The 20907-nt window shown below is 49.3% G+C and carries 20 protein-coding genes and 1 pseudogene; 14 read left to right on the top strand and 7 right to left on the bottom strand.

Annotation, left to right across the window (positions count from 1 at the left end; translation table 11 throughout):
- Positions 1-102: 102 nt before the first annotated feature.
- Together upp and SU32_RS04555 are read right to left on the bottom strand one after the other, a co-directional pair.
- Positions 103-732, bottom strand: coding sequence for a uracil phosphoribosyltransferase (gene upp, locus SU32_RS04550; RefSeq protein ID WP_053998168.1), 630 nt, complete (start codon positions 730-732; stop codon positions 103-105).
- A 57-nt stretch (positions 733-789) separates the two neighbouring features.
- Positions 790-1752: an adenosine deaminase gene (locus SU32_RS04555; protein ID WP_053998169.1), complete on the bottom strand. Its 963-nt coding sequence runs from the start codon at positions 1750-1752 to the stop codon at positions 790-792.
- Between the two features lie 125 nt (positions 1753-1877).
- On the opposite strand from SU32_RS04555, the gene ubiE reads away from it, so the two are divergent.
- The 3 genes from ubiE to coaBC all read left to right on the top strand — a co-directional run bounded on the left by ubiE (position 1878) and on the right by coaBC (position 5719).
- Positions 1878-2654 (top strand): bifunctional demethylmenaquinone methyltransferase/2-methoxy-6-polyprenyl-1,4-benzoquinol methylase UbiE, encoded by a 777-nt coding sequence (ubiE, locus tag SU32_RS04560; RefSeq protein ID WP_053998309.1) that lies wholly within the window; start codon positions 1878-1880, stop codon positions 2652-2654.
- Position 2655: 1 nt separating this feature from the next.
- Positions 2656-4233: a 2-polyprenylphenol 6-hydroxylase gene (gene ubiB / locus SU32_RS04565; RefSeq protein WP_053998170.1), complete on the top strand. Its 1578-nt coding sequence runs from the start codon at positions 2656-2658 to the stop codon at positions 4231-4233.
- Positions 4234-4297: 64 nt separating this feature from the next.
- Positions 4298-5719 carry a bifunctional phosphopantothenoylcysteine decarboxylase/phosphopantothenate--cysteine ligase CoaBC gene (gene coaBC, locus SU32_RS04570; RefSeq protein ID WP_053998310.1) on the top strand — a complete coding sequence of 474 codons (1422 nt, stop codon included), beginning with the start codon at positions 4298-4300 and terminating at the stop codon, positions 5717-5719.
- Here coaBC and SU32_RS04575 read toward each other — a convergent pair.
- Complete coding sequence (locus SU32_RS04575; RefSeq protein WP_053998171.1) at positions 5716-6510, bottom strand: class II glutamine amidotransferase; 795 nt, start codon at positions 6508-6510, stop codon at positions 5716-5718. The two genes, coaBC and SU32_RS04575, sit on opposite strands and share 4 nt — an antisense overlap.
- Positions 6511-6731: 221 nt before the next feature.
- Between SU32_RS04575 and SU32_RS04580 the strand changes: the two genes are divergently transcribed.
- Positions 6732-7649 carry a pirin family protein gene (locus SU32_RS04580; protein ID WP_053998172.1) on the top strand — a complete coding sequence of 306 codons (918 nt, stop codon included), beginning with the start codon at positions 6732-6734 and terminating at the stop codon, positions 7647-7649.
- A 52-nt stretch (positions 7650-7701) separates the two neighbouring features.
- Here SU32_RS04580 and SU32_RS04585 read toward each other — a convergent pair whose 3' ends face one another.
- The 3 genes from SU32_RS04585 to SU32_RS04595 all read right to left on the bottom strand — a co-directional run bounded on the left by SU32_RS04585 (position 7702) and on the right by SU32_RS04595 (position 10322).
- Positions 7702-7902, bottom strand: coding sequence for a hypothetical protein (locus SU32_RS04585; protein ID WP_053998173.1), 201 nt, complete (start codon positions 7900-7902; stop codon positions 7702-7704).
- Between the two features lie 71 nt (positions 7903-7973).
- Positions 7974-8630 carry a peroxiredoxin gene (locus SU32_RS04590; protein ID WP_053998174.1) on the bottom strand — a complete coding sequence of 219 codons (657 nt, stop codon included), beginning with the start codon at positions 8628-8630 and terminating at the stop codon, positions 7974-7976.
- Between the two features lie 102 nt (positions 8631-8732).
- The gene (locus SU32_RS04595; RefSeq protein ID WP_053998175.1) at positions 8733-10322 is read right to left on the bottom strand and encodes a peptide chain release factor 3; all 1590 of its coding nucleotides are present in this window, start codon (positions 10320-10322) and stop codon (positions 8733-8735) included.
- A 139-nt stretch (positions 10323-10461) separates the two neighbouring features.
- Here SU32_RS04595 and SU32_RS04600 point away from each other — a divergent pair, with 139 nt between their 5' ends.
- From SU32_RS04600 to SU32_RS04610, 3 genes are read left to right on the top strand one after another with little or no spacing between them, the layout of a single operon-like run.
- The gene (locus SU32_RS04600) at positions 10462-10815 is read left to right on the top strand and encodes a DUF1428 domain-containing protein (protein WP_053998176.1); all 354 of its coding nucleotides are present in this window, start codon (positions 10462-10464) and stop codon (positions 10813-10815) included.
- Positions 10816-10846: 31 nt separating this feature from the next.
- Entirely contained in the window at positions 10847-11299 is a 453-nt protein-coding gene (gene dut, locus SU32_RS04605; RefSeq protein ID WP_053998177.1) for a dUTP diphosphatase, read from the top strand.
- A 1-nt stretch (position 11300) separates the two neighbouring features.
- Positions 11301-11918: a LysE family translocator gene (locus SU32_RS04610; protein ID WP_053998178.1), complete on the top strand. Its 618-nt coding sequence runs from the start codon at positions 11301-11303 to the stop codon at positions 11916-11918.
- A 13-nt stretch (positions 11919-11931) separates the two neighbouring features.
- On the opposite strand, the pseudogene SU32_RS04615 reads toward SU32_RS04610, so the two are convergent.
- Positions 11932-12834, bottom strand: a pseudogene (locus SU32_RS04615) (YifB family Mg chelatase-like AAA ATPase); the annotation flags it as partial.
- A gap of 34 nt (positions 12835-12868) precedes the next feature.
- Between SU32_RS04615 and SU32_RS04620 the strand changes: the two are divergent.
- From SU32_RS04620 to SU32_RS04650, 7 genes are all read left to right on the top strand, one after another.
- Complete coding sequence (locus SU32_RS04620) at positions 12869-14398, top strand: recombinase family protein (RefSeq protein WP_053998179.1); 1530 nt, start codon at positions 12869-12871, stop codon at positions 14396-14398.
- A 159-nt stretch (positions 14399-14557) separates the two neighbouring features.
- On the top strand, positions 14558-15700 hold the full coding sequence (locus SU32_RS04625; protein WP_053998180.1) for an MrcB family domain-containing protein: 1143 nt from the start codon (positions 14558-14560) through the stop codon (positions 15698-15700).
- 387 nt (positions 15701-16087) lie between these two features.
- Positions 16088-16648: a recombinase family protein gene (locus SU32_RS04630; RefSeq protein WP_053998181.1), complete on the top strand. Its 561-nt coding sequence runs from the start codon at positions 16088-16090 to the stop codon at positions 16646-16648.
- Positions 16649-16726: 78 nt separating this feature from the next.
- On the top strand, positions 16727-17362 hold the full coding sequence (locus SU32_RS04635; protein WP_053998182.1) for a GNAT family N-acetyltransferase: 636 nt from the start codon (positions 16727-16729) through the stop codon (positions 17360-17362).
- A 94-nt stretch (positions 17363-17456) separates the two neighbouring features.
- Positions 17457-18731: a hypothetical protein gene (locus SU32_RS04640; protein ID WP_053998183.1), complete on the top strand. Its 1275-nt coding sequence runs from the start codon at positions 17457-17459 to the stop codon at positions 18729-18731.
- A 252-nt stretch (positions 18732-18983) separates the two neighbouring features.
- Positions 18984-19535 (top strand): hypothetical protein, encoded by a 552-nt coding sequence (locus tag SU32_RS04645; protein ID WP_201454877.1) that lies wholly within the window; start codon positions 18984-18986, stop codon positions 19533-19535.
- A 118-nt stretch (positions 19536-19653) separates the two neighbouring features.
- Positions 19654-20895 carry a hypothetical protein gene (locus SU32_RS04650; protein ID WP_053998185.1) on the top strand — a complete coding sequence of 414 codons (1242 nt, stop codon included), beginning with the start codon at positions 19654-19656 and terminating at the stop codon, positions 20893-20895.
- The last annotated feature ends 12 nt before the right edge of the window (positions 20896-20907 follow it).

A 20907-nucleotide genomic window follows, 5' to 3' on the forward strand; every position in this document is an offset into this window, starting at 1 on the left:
CCTTACCCCGACAATAGGCAAGAAAACTGGCTGTCTTGTTAACGCTGCCAGCAATCAGCCAGCAACGTAAAAGAAACGTAAAATGTTTTGTTAAAATGCGATCTATTTTGTGCCGTACATGCGGTCACCGGCATCGCCCAGACCCGGCACAATATAGCCGCTTTCATTTAAATGACTGTCGATTGATGCGGTAATAATCGGTACATCAGGATGCGCTTTGGTGAAGTTCTCAACGCCCTCCGGCGCGGCAAGCAGGCACACAAAGCGCAAATTGTTTGCGCCGCGTTCTTTCAGTTTATCAACGGCCATAATGGCCGAATTAGCTGTGGCCAGCATCGGGTCGACGACAATTGTCAATCGTTCGTCCAGGCTTTCAGGCGCTTTGAAATAATATTCGACCGCTTCCAACGTGTCATGATCGCGGTAAAGCCCGACATGCGCCACGCGCGCTGAAGGCACAAGATCAAGCATACCGTCAAGAAGGCCGTTACCGGCGCGAAGAACCGATGCAAAAACAAGCTTTTTTCCGTCAAGTATCGGCGCTTCCATTTCAACCATCGGTGTATTGATCGTTTCCGATGTCATGGGCAACTCGCGTGTCACTTCATAGCAAAGGAGCAAAGATATTTCCCTTAGCAGCCTTCGAAAACCAGCCGTCGAGGTTTCAAGCTTGCGCATTTGTGTCAGCTTATGCTGAACCAAAGGGTGGGAAACGACGGTTACACCATTCATAAAAAACTCTCCTGATATTTCAGCGACCTTAATACGTGTAAAACGAGCGTGAAAGCTTTAATCGAGTTTTGCCAGCAATTGCTTGCGCGTTTCCTCATCGACAAATGCGGCTTTAACGGCTGTGCGGGTGATTTCTGTCAACTCAGCGGCGCTCAAGCCAAACTCTTTGGCACCAATCTCATATTCGCGTTTTAGCGATGTATGAAAATGCGGTGGATCGTCAGAGTTAAGCGTTACCGGCACCCCCGCAGCACGCAATGCCATAAAGGGATGCTCATCAAACCCGCCATATACTTTTAATGAAATATTGGAGCCCGGGCAGCACTCAAGAACAATTTGCTCGTCAGCCAAACGCTTTACCAGTTCAGCATCTTCAATGGCGCGAACACCGTGACCAATCCGCGACGGCTTAATATAATCAAGCGAATCACGTACCGATTCCGGTCCAACCAGTTCACCGGCATGTGTCGTTATGCCCAACCCGGCAGCGCGCGCAACCTCAAAGCCCGGCGCTAAATCTTTGGGGTGATGCATACGTTCATCGCCGCCCATACCAAAGCCCGTGATCAGCGGATGCGGGTTGTCGGCAACATATTGCGCCGCGCGCAAAACAGATTCAGGACCGCCGTGGCGCAAGCCCGTCGCGATCATTCTGGCTTCAATGCCGGTTTCTTCCTTGGCGCGCCGCATGCCTTCGGCAATGCCGTCGATATAATCTTTTTCGGATATGCCAATCGCACGGGCGTGGTCAGTAGAAATGAACAATTCCGAATAAATGCAATCATCGGCCGCCAGTTCGGATAAATAGCTTTCAGTCAACAGGGCGTAATCTTCACTGGAGCGGAAAAGATCTGCTGCGCCATCATAACATTTTAGAAATTGCGTAAAATCTTCCCAGACAAATTTGCCATCTGAAATTATACCGGACACATCTACATTGTATTTTCTCGCCTGACCCTCGACAAGCGCAGGACTGGCCGCACCCTCCAAGTGGCAATGAATTTCAGCTTTAAGAACCATATCGGATGCACCTACTTTTTTCTTTTTGCCAACCTATTTACTATTGTTGCATGCGGCAACTTGGCAAAGCGGCTATTTTTGCGGCATAGGGTATGCTGCCGCTAAACGAAACCAAGGATTTTCAGATGTCCACAGCGCGTACAAGTGTCGGCGAAGACATGAAACAATCATTCGGCTTTGACAATGTCGAAGACGGTCACAAGCAGCAAAAGGTTGACGCGGTATTCCATCACGTTGCCAAGCGCTACGACATTATGAACGATTTCATGTCGGCAGGCATTCACCGTACGTGGAAGCAGGCGATGGTGGCACAGCTTAACCCGCCAAAACGCGGCCACTGGCAGTCGCTGGATGTGGCAGGCGGCACCGGCGATATTGCCTTCAAGATCGTTGAGGCTTCCGGCCGCAATGTCCACACAACCGTTCTTGATATCAATGGCTCCATGCTGGAAGTCGGACGCGAACGCGCCAACAAAAACGGCCTGATCGACAATCTGGATTTTGTTGAAGCCAATGCGGAAGAACTGCCTTTCGAAGACAATACATTTGATGCCTACACCATTGCTTTCGGTATTCGCAATGTGCCGGACATCAACAAAGCTCTGAGGGAAGCACGGCGTGTCCTAAAGCGCGGTGGCCGCTTTATGTGTCTGGAATTTTCTGAAGTTGATGTGCCCTTGCTTGAACAGTTTTACGAGACCTGGTCGTTCAAGGTTATTCCGCCTGTCGGCAAATTAGTGACTGGTGACGCGCAGCCTTATCAATATCTGGTTGAATCCATCCGCAAGTTTCCCAACCAAAAAGACTTTGCCGCCATGATTGAAATGGCAGGTTTTGAACGGGTAACGTACCGCAACTATACCGGCGGTATTGCTGCCCTTCACTCCGGATGGAAGCTCTGACGTGTCATCAATCTTAGCAGGACTTCGCCTTATCAAAGCTGGCTGGGTTTTTGCGCGCGAAGGCGTTATTGCCTCAATGCCGCGCGAGGGTTTGAGCGGACCTGCGCTGACGGCACATAAGATTGCTACAAAAATGTCGCGAAGACGCGCCGGACGCCTGAACAATGTCGAGCGCATGAATAATGCGATCGCGCGGCTTGGCCCGTCCTATGCAAAGCTCGGCCAGTTTTTGGCAACGAGGCCCGATATTATCGGTTTGGAAATGGCCGTCGATCTTGCGACCTTGCAGGATCAGATGAAGCAATTTCCAAAGTCACAATCCATCGCGCGGCTGGAAGACTCACTTGGCGCAAAATGGGATACATTTTTTACTCGCATAGAAGAACCCGTCGCAGCGGCATCTATCGCGCAGGTGCATCCTGCTTATGTACGCATGCCGGACGGATCTGAGAAAAAAGTCGCGGTCAAGATTATTCGTCCCGGTGTTCGCCAGCGCTTCCAAAAGGATCTTGAAACATTCTTCATGTTTGCGAATTTGCAGGAGAAATATTTTCCGGCGACCCGCAGATTACGGCCCACTGCGATTGCACAAACGCTTGCACAGTCCACACGCATCGAGATGGACCTGCGTCTTGAAGCTGCCGCGCTTTCCGAAATTGCCGAAAACACCAAAGACGACACTGATTTTCGCGTGCCGAAAGTCGATTGGGTGCGCACAGGCCGCAATGTGCTGACAATGGAGTGGGTGGACGGCATCAAAATGAGCGATACATTAGCGCTCAAACAAGCCGGACACGACCTTAACAAGCTCGCCGTCAATGTCATACAAAGCTTTTTGCGCCATGCGATGCGCGACGGTTTTTTTCACGCTGACATGCATCCCGGCAACTTATTCGTGGACGCCAAAGGCGATATCGTTGCCGTAGATATGGGCATTGCAGGACGCATAGGCATGAAGGAGAGGCGGTTTCTTGCCGAAATCCTCTATGGCTTTATCCAACGCGATTACAGGCGTGTCGCAGAGGTTCACTTTGAAGCGGGCTATGTACCACCTCACCACGATATAGAAGCGTTTGCACAGGCCATTCGCGCTGTCGGCGAACCTATTCACGACCAGCCCGCTGAAACAATTTCAATGGGCAACCTTCTCACCCTACTGTTCGATGTGACAGATATTTTTGACATGCAAACCCGCCCTGAACTGCTGCTATTGCAAAAGACAATGGTTGTTGTTGAGGGTAATGCCCGTATGCTCGATCCTCAATTCAATATGTGGAAAGCGGCTGAACCGGTTGTCGGTGATTGGGTACGGCAAAACCTTGGACCTGCCGCTGTCGTCAATGATGCGCGCAATGGCATCAAGGCCGGATTGCGCCTTATGAAAGCGGTGCCGGAACTTGCCAACCGTACCGAACAACTTGCCCGTGAAGTTGGCGATATGGCTGAGAACGGGATGAAGCTTGATCCTTCTACGGTCAAGGCGATCGGAAAGGCCGAAGCCAAGGAAAGCCGATGGGGACGACGGGCCTTATGGGTTATTGCGCTGTCGTCGCTTTATATCGCATGGTCGCTTAGCTAATGACTTTAGAATAAAACGCAATCATTGATTGCGTATTTTCAAATTTCATGATTTCATTGCAATCATGGCATCCATTACAATTCGCAATCTCGACCCTGAAATAAAAGAAGCGCTTCGCAAGCGTGCGGCCCATAACGGGCGCTCTATGGAAGAGGAGGCAAGGCACTATTTTGCACAGATGGCCGCCCCTTTAGCGCCCCTACCCGAAACACCTGTTGCCGCATCTGTGACAGTTTCCGACCCTTCGTCTCAAACTTTGGCAGGCAAACGCATATGCCTGATTATAGGCGGCGGTATTGCTGCTTATAAATGCCTTGATCTTATACGCCGCCTGCGCGAACGCGGCGCGTCGGTTCGCCCCGTAATGACAAACGCAGCAACCGAATTTGTTACAGAACTATCTGTTGGCGCGATTGCCAACGATATTGTCTTTTCTGAATTGTTTGACCGCGAGGCGGAGCATGATGTTGGTCATATACGTCTTTCACGTGAAGCAGACCTGATTGTCGTTGCACCTGCTACGGCTGATCTTATGGGGAAAATGTCCCACGGACTGGCCAATGATCTTGCCTCCACGGTATTGATGGCAACCGACAAGCCGGTTCTCATCGCGCCGGCCATGAACCCGAAAATGTGGGATCATCCGGCTACCCGGCGCAACCGCAAAACCCTTCAGGATGACGGAATACATTTTATCGGACCACGTGCCGGAGAAATGGCCGAAAGCGGTGAAGCCGGCTATGGACGCATGGCTGAACCATTGGAAATTGTTAGCGCCATTGAGCAATTATTGGATGATCGCCCAAAGCCTTTGGCCGGCAAAAAAATTATTATGACATCCGGTCCGACACATGAACCGATCGATCCGGTGCGCTACATCGCAAACCGATCATCGGGCAAACAGGGATATGCCATCGCCTCGGCCTTGGCCGATCTTGGCGCGGATGTTTATCTGGTTTCCGGACCAACCAATTTATCCAGACCACATGGCGTTAATGTCGTTGACGTAGAAACCGCGCGCGAAATGCATGATGCGGTTCATCAATTACTGCCCGCCGATGCCGCGATATTCGTGGCGGCTGTTGCCGACTATCGCGCAGCCAGCGAAGCTGATGAGAAAATCAAAAAGGAAAAAGGCGGCATCAATGCCATCGCATTGACTGAAAATCCTGACATCCTCGCTTCAATCGGCAATCATAAAACGAAAAGGCCGCACCTCGTGATCGGTTTTGCAGCTGAAACACAGGACCTTATCAAACACGGTGCCTCGAAGCTTAAACGAAAAGGTGCGGACTATATCGTTGCCAACGATGTTTCGCCTGATACAGGCATTGGCGGCAATACCGGTGTGATGGGCGGTGACAGAAACCGTGTGACGCTGATTACAAAGAAAAAGAATGATGCCTGGCCCGAAATGAGCAAAAAGCAAGTCGCGCAGGAACTGGCAGCGCTTGTTGCCCGTCAGCTTGTCACCACCAAGGTTTAGGCTACAGCTTCGGCTTTTGTTGATAAGAAAGGCGCAACACGCAGCTTGCCATCGGCAATCCTCACGTGAGAATTTGCCGGCACCGCAGTCCAATTTCTGTCAGGATGGTCGAACGGCTCCGATACCAGACATATGCTCTGATCGGATGCGCAGCTTGCATAATAAAGACTTGGCGGATGGTTATCCGTTGAAAACCTAATGGCATGCAGCGCATTTCCATCGCTGTAACACGCGGTAAAACGAATGATTGTGTCCAAATCCCGCGCTGCGGCTTGTGCAATCACAAATTCCAGCATTCGCTCGAACGCCTGAACCGGATCATCAGACAGCCCGAACTCGACGGCCAATAGGAACATTAATTCAGAATCAGTGCTGCCTTGCCGCAGAGCGTAAACTTCATCACTTAACCGGAATTCCAAACTGCGCCGCAGAGCATCAAAATTACCGATCTGGCCATTGTGCATGAAGCTCCAGTTTTTATACGTAAACGGATGGCAGTTATCGCGGTTTGTGCCGCCTCCGGTTGAGGCGCGTACATGGGCCAGAAACAGGCCTGAACGTATTTGGCGGGCAAGGGAATGCAAATTCGTGTCCGACCAAGCTGGCAAAATATCGCGGTAAAGGCCGGGCGTTTTGCGCTCGCCATACCAGGCCAGACCAAATCCATCGCCGTTAATCGCCGTTTTTGCTTCAGAAGCACGTTGGGATTGCTCAATCAATGAGTGAGCGGGAGAGAGGATCATATCCTCCATAAAAATCGGCGGTCCGGCATAAGCAGCCCAGCGGCACATATTTGCTTCCTGTTTTGCAGCCCCGCACCTGTTTTATCTGCAAAGCCGATTCACTTTGACACAACAATTACATCAAATAGTTGCGCCAGAACAGTCTTCTAAATCCAGTCTTTGTAAAACTGGAAGTTTTATTGTTCTCAAAATGTAGACAGTATGTCCGTTATTGTTCACTTTAATGACACGATAGGACGCTCTATTTTAACGGTCAAAGGAGACGCAAAATGTCTATTAGACCGATAAAACAAATCTCGGACGCCCAGCCGACAATGGAAGGTGCAGGCGTTCATTTAAGCCGCGCTTTCGGGTTTGGTGACCCTGCGCTTGCTGACCCGTTTTTACTTTTCGATGATTTTCGCAATGACAATCCCGAACATTACAAAAAAGGGTTCCCATGGCATCCGCATCGCGGCATTGAAACCATCACTTATGTGTTGGCAGGCAGCGTTGACCATGCCGATTCGCTGGGTAATTCAGGGTCGCTTGGTGCAGGTTCCGTTCAATGGATGACGGCCGGTTCAGGCATCATGCATCAGGAAATGCCTAAAGGCGATGCAAGTGGTAAAATGCACGGCTTTCAATTATGGGCCAATCTGCCCTCTGATCTGAAAATGACGTCACCGCGTTATCAGGATATTTCAGGCAGCGATATTCCTGAAATTATCGATGATGACGGTACGATCGTGCGCGTTGTCGTCGGTGAGTTCTGGGGCAAGAAGGGACCAGTTGACGGTATTGCGTCCGAGCCGCAATATCTCGACATAACGGTGCCTGCCGGAAAGAAAAAGTCATTTAAGATCGATACTTACCGATCTGCCTTTGCTTACATTTTTGATGGATCAGGAACGTTCCGTGATGCTTCACGACCGTTTGGGGTTCTGGTGGAAAAAGAGGTCGAGGGCAATGAACTGCATCTACGCGATATGACCGGTGACCGCACACTTGTTGTTTTTGACAAAGGTGATGAGGTGACTGTTCAAGCCGGTGAACGCGGCATCCGGTTTTTACTTGTCTCAGGGAAACCTATTCAGGAACCTGTTGCATGGCATGGACCTATTGTCATGAATACCCGCCAGGAACTGGAACAGGCTTTTCATGAATTGCGTAACGGCAGTTTTATTCGTGAAAAAGCGGTAATTTAATACAAACAAAAAGCCCGGCGATTGCCGGGCTTTTTAAATTCTATGGTCGCTCTTACTCATCAATACGGGCCATTGCCACCTGTATGTCCTGCAAAGCGCGCGATGCAAGCCCCGGATCCAAAGTACCATCTGACTGCTGTGATGTAATTTCTTCGCGCAATTGAAGAAGTGCAGTTTCTTTTTCGTCACGGCTCAATGAATCATCGGCAACTATGCCGAGAGCGCTTTTTGTCGATAACAGTTCGTCTGCCATTCATTTTTCTCCTTCGTTACTTGAGGAGAAAACGGAGAGCGGAAAGAATCGTTCCGCCCTCCTTTAAAAAATCAGTTCTTTGGTAATGGCGCGGTGCGAAGATAAGGAAAGTGCGTTTTAAAATCGCCAAACTTTGCAGCCGCATCTTCATTTGAAACTGTTGCCGGGATGACGACATCATCGCCGACATTCCAGTTCGCAGGTGTTGCCACAGTATTGGCAGCAGCGGTTTGCAAACCGTCAAGCGCACGAAGAACTTCAGCAAAATTCCGCCCGACATTCATTGGATATGTCATTGACAGTTTTAGCTTTTTATCAGGGCCGATAATGAATACCACGCGCACTGTCGCGGTGTCATTTGGCGTGCGCCCTTCCGGCAAGTAGGCTTCGGCCGGCAACATATCAAAAGCCTTGGCTACAGCTAGGTCAGTATCCGCGATAATCGGAAAACCTGCTTTTGCGCCAGAGAATGTTTCAATATCGCCTTTCCATTTTTTGTGATCTTCAACACCGTCCACGGAAATACCAAGAACCTTGGTGCCGCGTTTTTCCCATTCATCGGAAAGTTGGGCCACAGCGCCGAATTCCGTTGTACATACAGGTGTAAAATCTTTCGGGTGCGAGAATAAAATAGCCCAGCTATCGCCGATAAATTCGTGCAGTGAAAACGAACCCTGATCGGTATCGACCGTGATATCAGGAATTGTGTCGTTGATACGCAAACCCATAATGCTCTCCTTTGGTGATTGCCTTTGTCTCTACATAGGTATGCTTGGCGCCATTCAACAGGAACAACTTGCTAAATAATGTCGAAAGGCTGGAACGCCATTTCACGCCGCTTTACTGACTTGATAATCCTTAATTGTCTTGAAAACCATATCCGGCGCACGTTCTGCCTCATAGTTTAAAGAAAACCCATTTTCGGCCAGAAAGACCGGATCGCCATCCAGATCTTTCGCGGTTGAAGACCGGTGTTTATTCAAGAACGCATCGAAGGATGCCTTGTTTTCAGATGAAATCCAGCGGCAAACTGAAAAACGCGCTGTCTCAAACTCAACAGGCAGCGAATACTCCGCATCAAGGCGCGCTTTTAGAACATCAAGCTGCAAAGCGCCAATAACGCCGACTATCGACGGAGAACCGTCATCGGGAATAAACAGCTGCACCACACCTTCTTCAGCCATTTGCTGTAGGGCCTCGGTCAGCTTTTTACCTTTCATGGCATCTTTCAGACGCACGCGGCGCAGAATTTCCGGCGCAAAGTTCGGCACGCCGCGGAACACAAAATCTTCGCCCTCGGTCAGCGTATCACCGATACGCAATGAACCATGGTTGGGAATGCCGACAACATCGCCCGCATGGGCGGTATCGGCTGTCTGGCGCTGGTGCGCAAAAAAGAATTGTGGTGCCGACAAAGTCAGCGATTTTCCTGTCCGAACAAGTCTGGCTTTCATACCGCGATCAAGCGCACCGGAACAAACCCGCGCAAATGCAATGCGGTCACGGTGGTTAGGGTCCATATTGGCCTGAATTTTAAAAACAAAGGCGCTCATGCCTTTTTCAGACGCTTCCACCTTTCGTTTGTCGGCTTCCTGCGCGCGCGGTGGCGGCGCGAATTGTGCCAAGGCGTGAATGAGATCACGCACGCCGAAATTTTTCAGCGCCGACCCAAAATAAACCGGCGTCAAATGGCCTTCCAGATAGGATTCCTGATCAAAAGGACGGCAGGCTTCGCGTGCCAGATTGACACCTTCGATGAAACCCTCACGCTCATTTTCAGGCAGCAGTCCCGCTGCCGCATCGGCTTCAGGGCCATTGACCTGTGTGCGTTCCACTTCGGAATCTGAACCGCGCACAGCATTGTCAGCCAAATGATAAGTGCCGGCGAATGATTTGGCCCGTCCGATCGGCCAGGTGATCGGCGCGGTGTCAAGCGCCAGCTTTTCTTCAACCTCGTCCAGAATTTCAAACGGATCGCGGCTCTCGCGGTCCATTTTATTGACGAAAGTTATGATCGGAATATCGCGCAGACGACACACTTCAAAAAGTTTAAGTGTGCGCGGCTCGATACCTTTGGCGGCATCCAGAACCATGACCGCACTGTCAACAGCCGACAGTGTTCTATAGGTGTCATCGGCAAAATCTTCGTGGCCAGGCGTATCCAAAAGATTGAATATGTTGTCACCATATTCGAATGTCATCACTGAGGTTGCGACAGAAATACCGCGCTCACGCTCGATTTTCATCCAGTCTGAACGGGAATGAGTGCGGTTCTTCTTGGCTTTAACCTCACCAGCCAGCTGAATAGCACCACCAAAAAGCAGCAGCTTTTCAGTTAATGTCGTTTTACCAGCATCAGGGTGCGCGATGATCGCAAATGTGCGGCGGCGCTTGGCTTCTGTCTCGATTGTCGAAGGCATTATTCTATCCGTTGTTTTGCACATTCCAATGGCAGGCAAGCAGGTTTGTGTCAAACATCCTGAGTCGACAAAATCTCCGGTCGAAGTAAACTCAACTCTTCGTGCAACAATTTATCTCATATCAAGTTTGTGAGGAGAAATGGCGTTTTTCAATGTTTACGTAGCAGCCGTGCCAAAAGCGAACAAAGACCGCTTCATCAAACATGCTGAAAACGTCTCCATGGCTTTTAAAGACCATGGAGCAACAAAATATGTTGAGACATGGGGCATTGATGTTCCCGATGGTGAAATCACGTCCTTGCATAAAGCGGTACAGAAAACCGATGATGAAGATGTCATCGTGGGCTGGGTAGAATGGCCGTCGAAAGATATTGCAGATGCGGCATGGCCCAAAATCATGGAAGACCCGCGTATGGCCATAGAATCGGCCCAAATGCCATTTGATGGAAAGCGTATGATATTTGGTGGCTTTGAGGACGTTGTAAACGCTTGACGGAAGCCGCGATGAACTGCATCAGAACCATATGATGACATTACCTTTTTATCGCCTTGCCCATAGCGAAGGCATCACACTGCCAAGCTATGAAACAGCCGGTGCAGCAGGCATGGATCTTCGCGCTGCCGTGCCGGAAGATGAGCCGCTTGTATTGGCAAGCGGTGCGCGGGTTCTTGTGCCAACCGGCTTAATCGCTGCCATTCCAGATGGCTATGAGGGTCAGGTAAGGCCCCGCTCGGGCCTCGCGCTTAAACATGGAATTACGTGCCTTAATACGCCCGGCACGATTGATTGCGATTATCGCGGTGAATTGATGGTTTTACTCATCAATCATGGCGATACAGAATTTACTGTTTCGCGCGGAATGCGTATTGCGCAATTGGTTATCGCGCCGGTAACACAGCTAAAACCGGAAGAAACCACCAGTCTGCCCGAGCCGACAATGCGCGGTGCCGGCGGGTTTGGATCAACAGGGGTATAAAATGGAACTTACAGGCTTTGTGACCTATGCTGTAGCGCTCGGTATTGCGGCAGCCATTCCCGGCCCTGGCGTCATTGCTTTGGTTGCAAGAGCGCTCGGTTCAGGCTTTAAGCCAACATTGCCGATGCTGTTTGGTTTGGTGCTGGGCGATGTAACTTATCTTGCCGCAGCTGTTTTGGGACTGGCATATATTGCCACGACTTTTGGCTGGGTTATTGTGGCTCTTAAATATGCCGGTGCAGCATATCTGCTTTATATGGCGTGGGGTTTCTGGCGCGACGGAATCACAGCAGAAAAGATATCGGCTAAAAAAGTTGGCGGTTCATGGTCCAGTTTTCTGGCAGGGCTGTTTGTCACATTAGGCAATCCCAAAACGATTATCTTCTATCTTGCCCTGCTACCAAACCTGCTTGATCTGACAATGATCACTGCTGCCGACTTTTCAATTCTGGTCGTGCTCACCTTTATTGTATTGATGATAGCGCTGTTGCCTTATATCGCAGCGGCAGGCAAAGCCCGTATGTTCTTACAAACGCCAAAAGCGCTCAAACTGCTTAACCGTTTCGCCGCCACGTGTCTGGCTGGCGCGGCAACGGCAATCGCGGTACGCAGCAGTTAATCCGTTGGCCGTATCAGGCGGCGGCCGACAACTGGTCGCCTGCGATACGGTAAGAGATTGCCTCTGCGATATGAATGCGGCCGATGCAGTCGCTATCGTCAAGATCTGCCAATGTGCGCGCTACCTTTAATATCCGGTGATAGGCACGCGCAGAAAACTTCATCTTATCAGCTGCGTCCGCAAGCAGATGTGTACTGCCGTCATCCATTTGTGCGACATCTTCAATAAGCGCTGTCGGGCAATGTGCGTTCATTGTGATGTCTTGCTGGCCTAAAGCGGCATATCGCTCGGATTGCCGGACACGCGCACGGGCAACACGTTTGGCAACCGATGCACTCGCTTCTCCGGGTTTTGCACGGATCAAATCGCCGGGCGAAACACTTGGCACCTCCACACGTAAATCAATACGGTCCATCAACGGACCCGAAATTCGCGCCTGATAATCGGTTTTGCACCGAGCACCGCGCGCGCAACTATGGCCCGGCTCACCCGCCATACCGCAACGGCACGGGTTCATGGCCGCAATGAGCTGTATTCTTGCAGGATATGTCACACGATGGTTGGCACGTGCGATCATACATTCCCCCACCTCAAGCGGCTGCCTGAGACTATCGAGCACTTGCGGCGTAAATTCAGGAAACTCATCGAGAAAAAGTACGCCGTTATGCGCAAGTGAAACCTCGCCTGGCCGCGCTTTAAAGCCTCCGCCGACCATAGCAGCCATTGAAGCCGAATGATGCGGCGCTCTAAAGGGCCGCCGGTCGGATAACTCGCCACCTGCCAATTCACCGGCAATTGAAGCGACCATCGACACATCCAAAAGCTCCCGCGGGCTAAGCGATGGTAAAATTGATGCTAATCGCTGTGCCAACATTGATTTTCCCGATCCGGGCGGACCAACAAGAAGCATATTATGGACAATAGACCTACATTCAAATATTGTGCTCCATATGAAAAGTTCTCCTTTACCCCGCGCTTATTCTTACATTCGTTTTTCTACTCCTGATCAGATGAAAGGTGATAGTCTAAGAAGGCAAATTGAAGCCGCCGAAAGTTATGCAAGAACTCATGGGCTTCACCTCGATGATCAATTGACATTTCAGGATTTGGGCGTCTCAGCTTTCCGCGGGGCGAATGTGGAGACCGGCCGCCTGGGGGACTTCTTGCAAGCAATCCGTTTCAAAGACATTGCGCCTGGCAGCTATCTTATAGTTGAAAGCCTAGACCGGCTAAGTCGCAGAACGCCCCGCAAAGCCGTTAGAATGCTAGAAGAAATATGTGAAGCAGGTATCACCGTCGTAACTTTGGATGATGGTCGGGAGTACACTGAAGAAATCATAGACAAAGACCCTACTGCCTTATTAGTTGCACTTTTGGTTGCCGCGCGAGCAAATGAAGAGAGTTTAAAGAAGGCCAGGCGATTAAGTGCCGCATGGGAGCAAAAGAGAAAGGAAGCCAAAGACAAGCCGCTCACTTCAGTTTGCCCAGCTTGGCTGAATTTACACCCGGATAGAACTCATTTTGAAATTGTTGATGAGCGAGCCGAGATTATTCGAAGAATCTACGAAGATACCCTGCAAGGCATGGGGCAACACAGCATAGCCCAAGAACTCAACAAGAAAAACGTTCCAGTATTTGGAAGAGGGAAGATATGGCATCGGTCTTATGTAAGTAAATTGCTCGCAAATCCTGCAGTAATCGGCACCTACATCCCCCATAGTACGCAGATCAGTGATGGTAAAAGGCGGCGATTTCCATTAGAACCTATCCCAAATTATTATCCAGCGATTATCGAGAAAGATGTCTTTGAGCGAGTATCTGTAATGGCCTCAGGGAGAGGTGCTGGAAAAGGGCGTTCTGGACGTGTTTCCTCAATTTTGGCTGGCCTGGCAACTTGCCCCTCATGTAAATCAACTATGACAAGAGTTAACAAGGGGCGTAAAGGCGGACAGCCATATTTAGTATGCACAATTGCAAAGGCTGGAGGGCCGTGTAGCTATAAGCAGGTCAGTTTAGATAATATACAAGATGCAGTTATAGATGACGTAGAATTTCTTAATTTTGATCTCCCCCCTGTGGATGCTCAATTGAATGAGCATTGGCATAAGCTTCTGAATCATATTCAAAGTAAAGATGTGGAGATAGACAATTTAATAAGAGCAATTGAAACTACCGGCCATTCAAAATCACTACTTGCTCGACTTGCGGAGCTTGAAGGTGTTCGCAATGATATTTCAGAGGAATTCGACATCTTAACGAGTCGGATCGGAAACGCTCTGAGTAACCGAATAAAGGATACCCTAGCAGAATTAATCGGAATGTGCGGGAATCGCCCCTCAAACATTCCCCATATCAATGCAACCCTACGGCAACTATTTACCAGAGTTGAAATCGACTATCTAAGAGGCGAGCTGAACTTCTGCTGGCGACATTCTGACCACGTTAGCTCTATCATGTATGGGCTGCCCGAATTAGAATAAGGCCAGGTTAAGGTGCTGTTTGCACACTCGAATACATTTGTCTGCACGTCGCTGTGACCACTCTTTGTGGATTACCTGCTTAGTACTCGCGTATTGCGGAATTTAAATGCAGCTTATAATTCTAATTTGAAACTGTATTTAGAGCATGGGCCAATCCCAATGGAAATAAGAGAATGCATCGAATTCGTCGCCAAACAGTGGCCCGCATATAGACAAGGCAAAACCACAAACAAAACCGCTCCGGTATATGAAGCGATAGTGCATAATTTTCCGTCCGAGTTGAGTTCATTTAACGGTAAAGATAGCGCTCACTTGAAAGTAGAAGGCTCTACCGGGCGCGGCAACGTCTCTAATGCGCCGTGGGTAGCAACATTTGACACTAGGATCACCCAATCCGCCAGAGATGGCTATTATCCTGTTTACCTCTTCTCCAGTGATTGCGATCGTGTTTATTTAAGCTTAGCAGTTGGAGCCACTCAATTTGAGCGCCAGTATGGTCGTAAAAAGTCCCTGTCCAAGATTGCTAGTGCAGCATCAGTATTGCGCAGGTTCTGCACCGCAGATGATACAGACGTTATACAAGAAATTGATATTGCAGGTCCAAGAGGCGGCTGGCTTTTGAAGGCATACGAAGCTGGCGTCATTCTGGCATTTCCCGCGTATCACACCAGATCTCTTCCTGAGGGTAAGCAACTAGAGCAGGATTATAGGAGGATGCTCAGGCTCTATGAGGATCTGATCAATGTACCATCCGCTCCTTCTGTCGCTGAGCTACTTGAGGCAAGCATCCCTCTGCCGACGCTTGTTACGGTACCCGTCGCCATGGAGTTTGCTAAACGCCCTGGCAAGAAAGAGAGGGGCAAAGGCTCTGGTGGCAATTCAAAAAGACGGTCCACGGAGTCGGTAAAGGTCGGCGATGCCGGCGAAAGAGCAGTGATGGCATATGAAATCGATAAGCTAACTAAAGCGGGCCATAAAGATCTAGCTGACAATATCAAGCATGACGCAGCTTTGCGCGAGTATCCTGGATGGGACATTAGCTCATATGATAACGATAGGAGACCGATCTTCATTGAGGTTAAGTCTACAGTTGGAAATGTTATAAATGAAATTGAGCTCACGCCAAATGAATGGCGAGCTGCCACATGTGCCGAAAGTAGCGAGTCTTTTCACATCTATCTTGTCACTAACGCACTAAGTTCAAATCCAAGGATTGAAATCCTAAGGAACCCAGGCGAATTGGTTGGAAATAAAACCCTCGAGATTACGCCCAGCCTGTGGCAACTTTCTCTAAGGGGGTAATGCAATTCAAATGTTTGCATAGTGAACCGACTTAGTAAGTGAAGATGTGAGCAAAGATCTCATGGAGTGCAAAATATTCGCTGCAAATTTCTTTGCCCTACAGATATACAACTAAGATGCGTTAATTCCCCCTTACCCCCCAGTCTCACTGCAACCGATCTAATCAACAGCATCTTTCATCAATCGGAGATGCTTCTATCGCTTAATAGCAACTATCCAGTCATCGCGGGCGCACCTAAGTTTGCGTGAAAAGACTGTATTATATATCCCTACCCTTGGCAGACACATCAAACAGCACCGCAGTGCGTCTTATTTAAATATCTGATTGACTTATAATACACATTGTCTTATACCTTTAGCTCCTAATGCGACACCGGAGCTTGCACCATGCCTGAGACTATTGCCTACGCCAGAACGTCCACTGTCGAACAAACAGCAGGTCTTGCAGACCAAGTTGCTGAGCTAGAAGCTGCAGGTGCCACCAAGGTATTTCAAGAACACATCAGCGGCACGGTAGAGACCCGCCCTGAGTTAGAGCGGGCGCTAGACTATGCGCGTGAGGGCGACACCTTTGTTGTGACCAAGCCGGATCGTCTCGCAAGGAGCGTTCAACACCTCCTCAGCATCAAAGAGAAGCTCGACAAGAAGCAGGTATCCCTCAAGGTGCTGTCAATGGGTCTAGATACCGGGAACGCCACAGGAAAGCTCATGCTGTCTGTTCTGGCATCCGTCGCCGAGTTTGAACGCGAGATCATGCTGGAGCGTCAACGTGCTGGTATTGCCAAGGCAAAAGCCGAAGGAAAATATCAGGGACGACCTAATTCTATAGACAGGGACAAGGTGGCGGCACTTCTCGCAGATAAGGTGTCTCCGTCACGGATCGCTAAAGACTTGGGGATCGGTCGAGATAGCGTTTACCGGATTAAGAAAGAGCTGGGCGTGTCATGATTTGGGCTTGCAACGCAAGCAGTAGATGATCCATCCAACCACAGCCAGCTTCCAACGATTAGAGAAACAAACCAGCCTATGACTACCCAAAATAGCTTTGACATAACTTCTACGCTTCAGCGACATCCCGAATTTCCAGATTACCTTGAGTTCACAATCAGTGCCGTAATTGAGGGCCAAAAGCCAATTGCTAAACTCACAGGCTACCGTTGGGATTTCAGATCAATTCCGACGCTTGAGGAAATCACTTTCAATGATTTTGTTGAAGCATATAATACGGACGGAGGACTTTGTTTTGATGTCCTTGCAGCGCATACCGCGTTAGTTTCCAACGTACTGGGTGTGGGTGACCGCAGTTTCAAGAAGCTAATTACACGTGCGATATACCTTGATAAGGTTAAAGTATCCCCAGAATGGCGTGGACACAATTTAGCGCTGCGACTAATGCGAGAAGCGCGTTTCATCTTCAATGGAAAAGGCACTATAGCGCTATTGCGAGCCTACCCTTTTGAAGAAGAAAATGCAGCCTTAGACGTCCAACTCAAGTTGGCGGGTTACTACGCATCTGATGCGTTCTGCGGCTTCAAGGTGATTGATGGCGACCGTTTTGGTGGGCACATGGCGGCCCTATGGGATGGTGACGTCGATCATTGCGATGATAACCCATTCTGGGAGCCACCTCAGGTTCAAACCAGCGATCCTTCCTCAGGGTAACCTAGCTAACAACGCCTTGCATCCCTGCCCCTCTGCCCATGCCTCCCTAAACGTCTGTGACGGCATGCGGGGTGGCTACTTTTGATTTATCCATATGACCAATTCTACAAACGACAGATCATTAAACACTGAGCGCCGCGCTGGCACAGACGAAAGCAAAGCGCTCGTTGCCGAAGCTATATCACTTGTCGAGGGCTTCTTGGCTAAACAGCCTATAAAGCGGAACAAACGCCGCCCTTACGACCAAGAGACATTTGAACTCACCCTAGAGGCCGTCCTCTCAGACCTTATCTATCGGCACTCTCAGGGCTTTGAGGGCGGTTTATTCCTTCCTAGGTCTAATCGGCTACTGGGAACGAATACGCGCTACAGGCCCCGCGTGTGGAGTAAAGCACTTCCCAAAATCCTTAATACCTTGAGCAATCCTGAGGTTGCCCTTATCGCTCAACAACTTGGAGACCAGACCAAAAGACGCTCGACAACTGTATGGCCAACTCAGCGACTGCAAGAACTAGTCAGTCATCATGACGTAGACGAGGACCATTTCATCAGCGTTGCACCGGGCGAATGTATAATTCTGAAGAGCGCCAAGGACCCTGACGACTACTGGAATGTCGCCTCCTATCAAGACTACGAAGATGACGACTATACCCACAAATTGAGGGAAGAACTGCAGGAGATAAACGACAGATTAGAGCGAGCACCCATATCCTATGAATACATTAGAGGCATGCATCCCTCGGTTCCCCTTGATACCCGAGAACGCAGCATGCGACGCATATTCACCTATGGGAGCTTCCACAAGGGAGGCAGACTGTACGGTGGGTTCTGGCAGCCCATGAGCAAGGATGAGCGGCTGCGTGGCATAAGAATTGGCAACGAACCCGTCGTTGAGCTTGATTATGGCCAAGCTGGCTCTCGCATACTCTATGGCATGGCAAAAGCGCCACCGCCTGAGAACGACCACTATGCATTAGAAGGCTTCTTAGGTTACCGCACTGGGATCAAACGTATCATGAGTTCAATGATCTTCGCCAACAAACGGCTAACAAAATTCCCCAAAGGAACGCGCCAAGAGTTTCCAAATCAGGAGACTATCAAAGACGTAGTGAAGGCAATCGAAGCTAAGCATGAACCAATACAACACCTTTTCTTCAAGGGGCTTGGGCATGACATGCAATTTATCGAGAGCAATATCATGGTGGCTGTGCTCAAGAGGCTCAACGATCAAGGCATCACAGCCCTCCCCATCCATGATGCGGTACTGGTACCTAAGTCATCTATTGAGCATTCTAAGTCAGTCATGCTTGAGGCTTTTCAAGAGGTCGCTGGGGTGCCTGCTAAAGTTACAACTGAAGAAGCTACTTAGGTTGGTGGGTAGTACATGTATGTACAAGGTACTTATTATTCTCAAGTTGAGACCAGAGCCTATACCCATGTTAGGACCTTTAGTTAGAGAACCCAAGACAATCCATAGAGGGACTCGAGATTGAACAATTATTCCAATAAGCGAAAGCGTAAGACTGATGTAAAGCAACGCGCAGCACACCCTAGCCACATGTTCACTAGATGCAGCGTCCTGGGTTGCCCAAACACGGCTAGAGCGGGCACTGGGGATGGCTTGGACACGCGCTACTGCCGCAAACACTCAGATCACCATGCAAGACACGGAAGCTACTACAAGCGCTCCTACACGGCGGCAGAGATAGCGCCACATAGAAAGCGTGCTTTGGAATGGCTGGAAGCCAACCGAGACGATCCTTATGTAGCCAACGCCATTCAACGTGTTGAGACGCTATACGCTAATGCTGGTCCACATGTAGAAGCCTTCAGACTGCGTGGATTAAACCCAGAGCAACGCGCTAAGGCTGCTTGGGCTCGACTTCGGAAAGCCAACGTCGACCCGGTTCGTGTGGTTGCGGCCTGGCTAGCCATTGAGTTGACGATGCAAGCTGACCCGCAACCAGAACTCAAGTCCGAGTTCAAAAGAGTTCAGGCAGCCAAGCTAATTCACAGAATGTCCTCGGGAACTCACAAGAAATGGGACAACGGCAATGAGCTTCATGTCTACCCAAGGCCGCGAGGGCAGATCTTAAGATATCTTGGATACGATTTGTCAGGTGCCGCAGAACTATTGTGCGAAGCAGAAATTAAAAATCTCTTAGAAATATGAAATTTGTCTCGCGCGTCATTAGTAACTCTTAAGTATACAAAACCTCAAAGTTCCCCCTTGCCCACCTTACCATAACTTCTATGATCAAATTTCAAAGCCGAAAAAAGGACATTGACTGATGGAGTTTATTTCTCAACTCATAGATAAAAAGATTATGGGCGTGAATATTGCAGCAGTCTTAAGTATCGAAGAATATATCAAGTTCGCTCCCAACATACTCGATAAAAATGACTACCAACGCCGTAAGGTAAAAAGTGGTGGCAAGACCTATGACTTGCTTCGGGATGATTTGGTAGAAGGCTGCGTCATTCCACCAATTATCTTAGCAGTTACTAACGCATATGGCGCTGATTTAGATCTATTGGTCAAAGACGCAATTCGCGAAAAAGAGGAGTTTAAAAGGTGGGCTGAGATCTATGCTTTTATTGAGCGAGCCGCGACGGACGGCGAACTTCTTATCTTGGACGGACTACAGCGAACATTAACAATCGCTGGAATTCTACTAAGAGGTGAAGGCGGTTTCAGCGAAGATCAGAAAAATGACCTTAAAGCGAGCCTAATAAGAACAGAAATTTATGTTGGCCTTTCTAAGCCGGGTATACTGTATCGAATGCTAACGTTGAACACCGGACAGACACCCATGTCTTTCAGGCATCAACTTGAAATCCTTTATAATGACTACATTGATAACGCTCAACTTCCAGACAATATACAAGTCGTACGTGAAGCTGATGAGCAGAGAGCTCGTGGGGCTGCAACTTTCAAATATTCTGACGTGGTAGACATGTTCTACGCATATTCTACAGGCTCGCCGATGCCCTATACAAAACAGGCGTTAGTAGGCGAATTAAAAGAGCTGAAGTTTCTCGAGAGTTTCGAATACAAGCCAAAAAATGATGATATGCAGCAACTTTTAGTTGCATTTAATAGCTTATCAAAAGCTGTAGAGGAATTGGATGACAATTGGGCGTTCGATACTGAGATAGACGAAGATTCTCCAGGTAACGACATTGTTCGGCCCTTCGCGACGAACGTAGCCTCTCTTTTTTCCAGAACCCAGGTGATGACCGGATTTGGGGCCGAGTGCCAAAGACTGGTTGATCAAGATATGTACGGCGATCTCGATGCGATTAAGGCTCAGGCGAGCAAGATCAAATTCTCCGGAGAACCGAGCCAGGCGTTAGACCAATTGGTAGGGATTTTGGACAGAATTTCAAAGAACGCCAAACGCATCGGCGACGCACAACGCGCTTACTTCCAGTTTGCATTCCGAGCTCTTCTAAACCCGAACAGCGAAGCTTATCTCGACCTTTCCAAATGCTGGCTTTCAGCAGAAGAAACCTACCAAATGATGTTTTAAAGGCGTAGATAT

Origin of the sequence: Ahrensia marina, assembly GCF_001293565.1 — a bacterium.
In the GTDB taxonomy this organism is placed as follows: domain Bacteria; phylum Pseudomonadota; class Alphaproteobacteria; order Rhizobiales; family Rhizobiaceae; genus Ahrensia; species Ahrensia marina.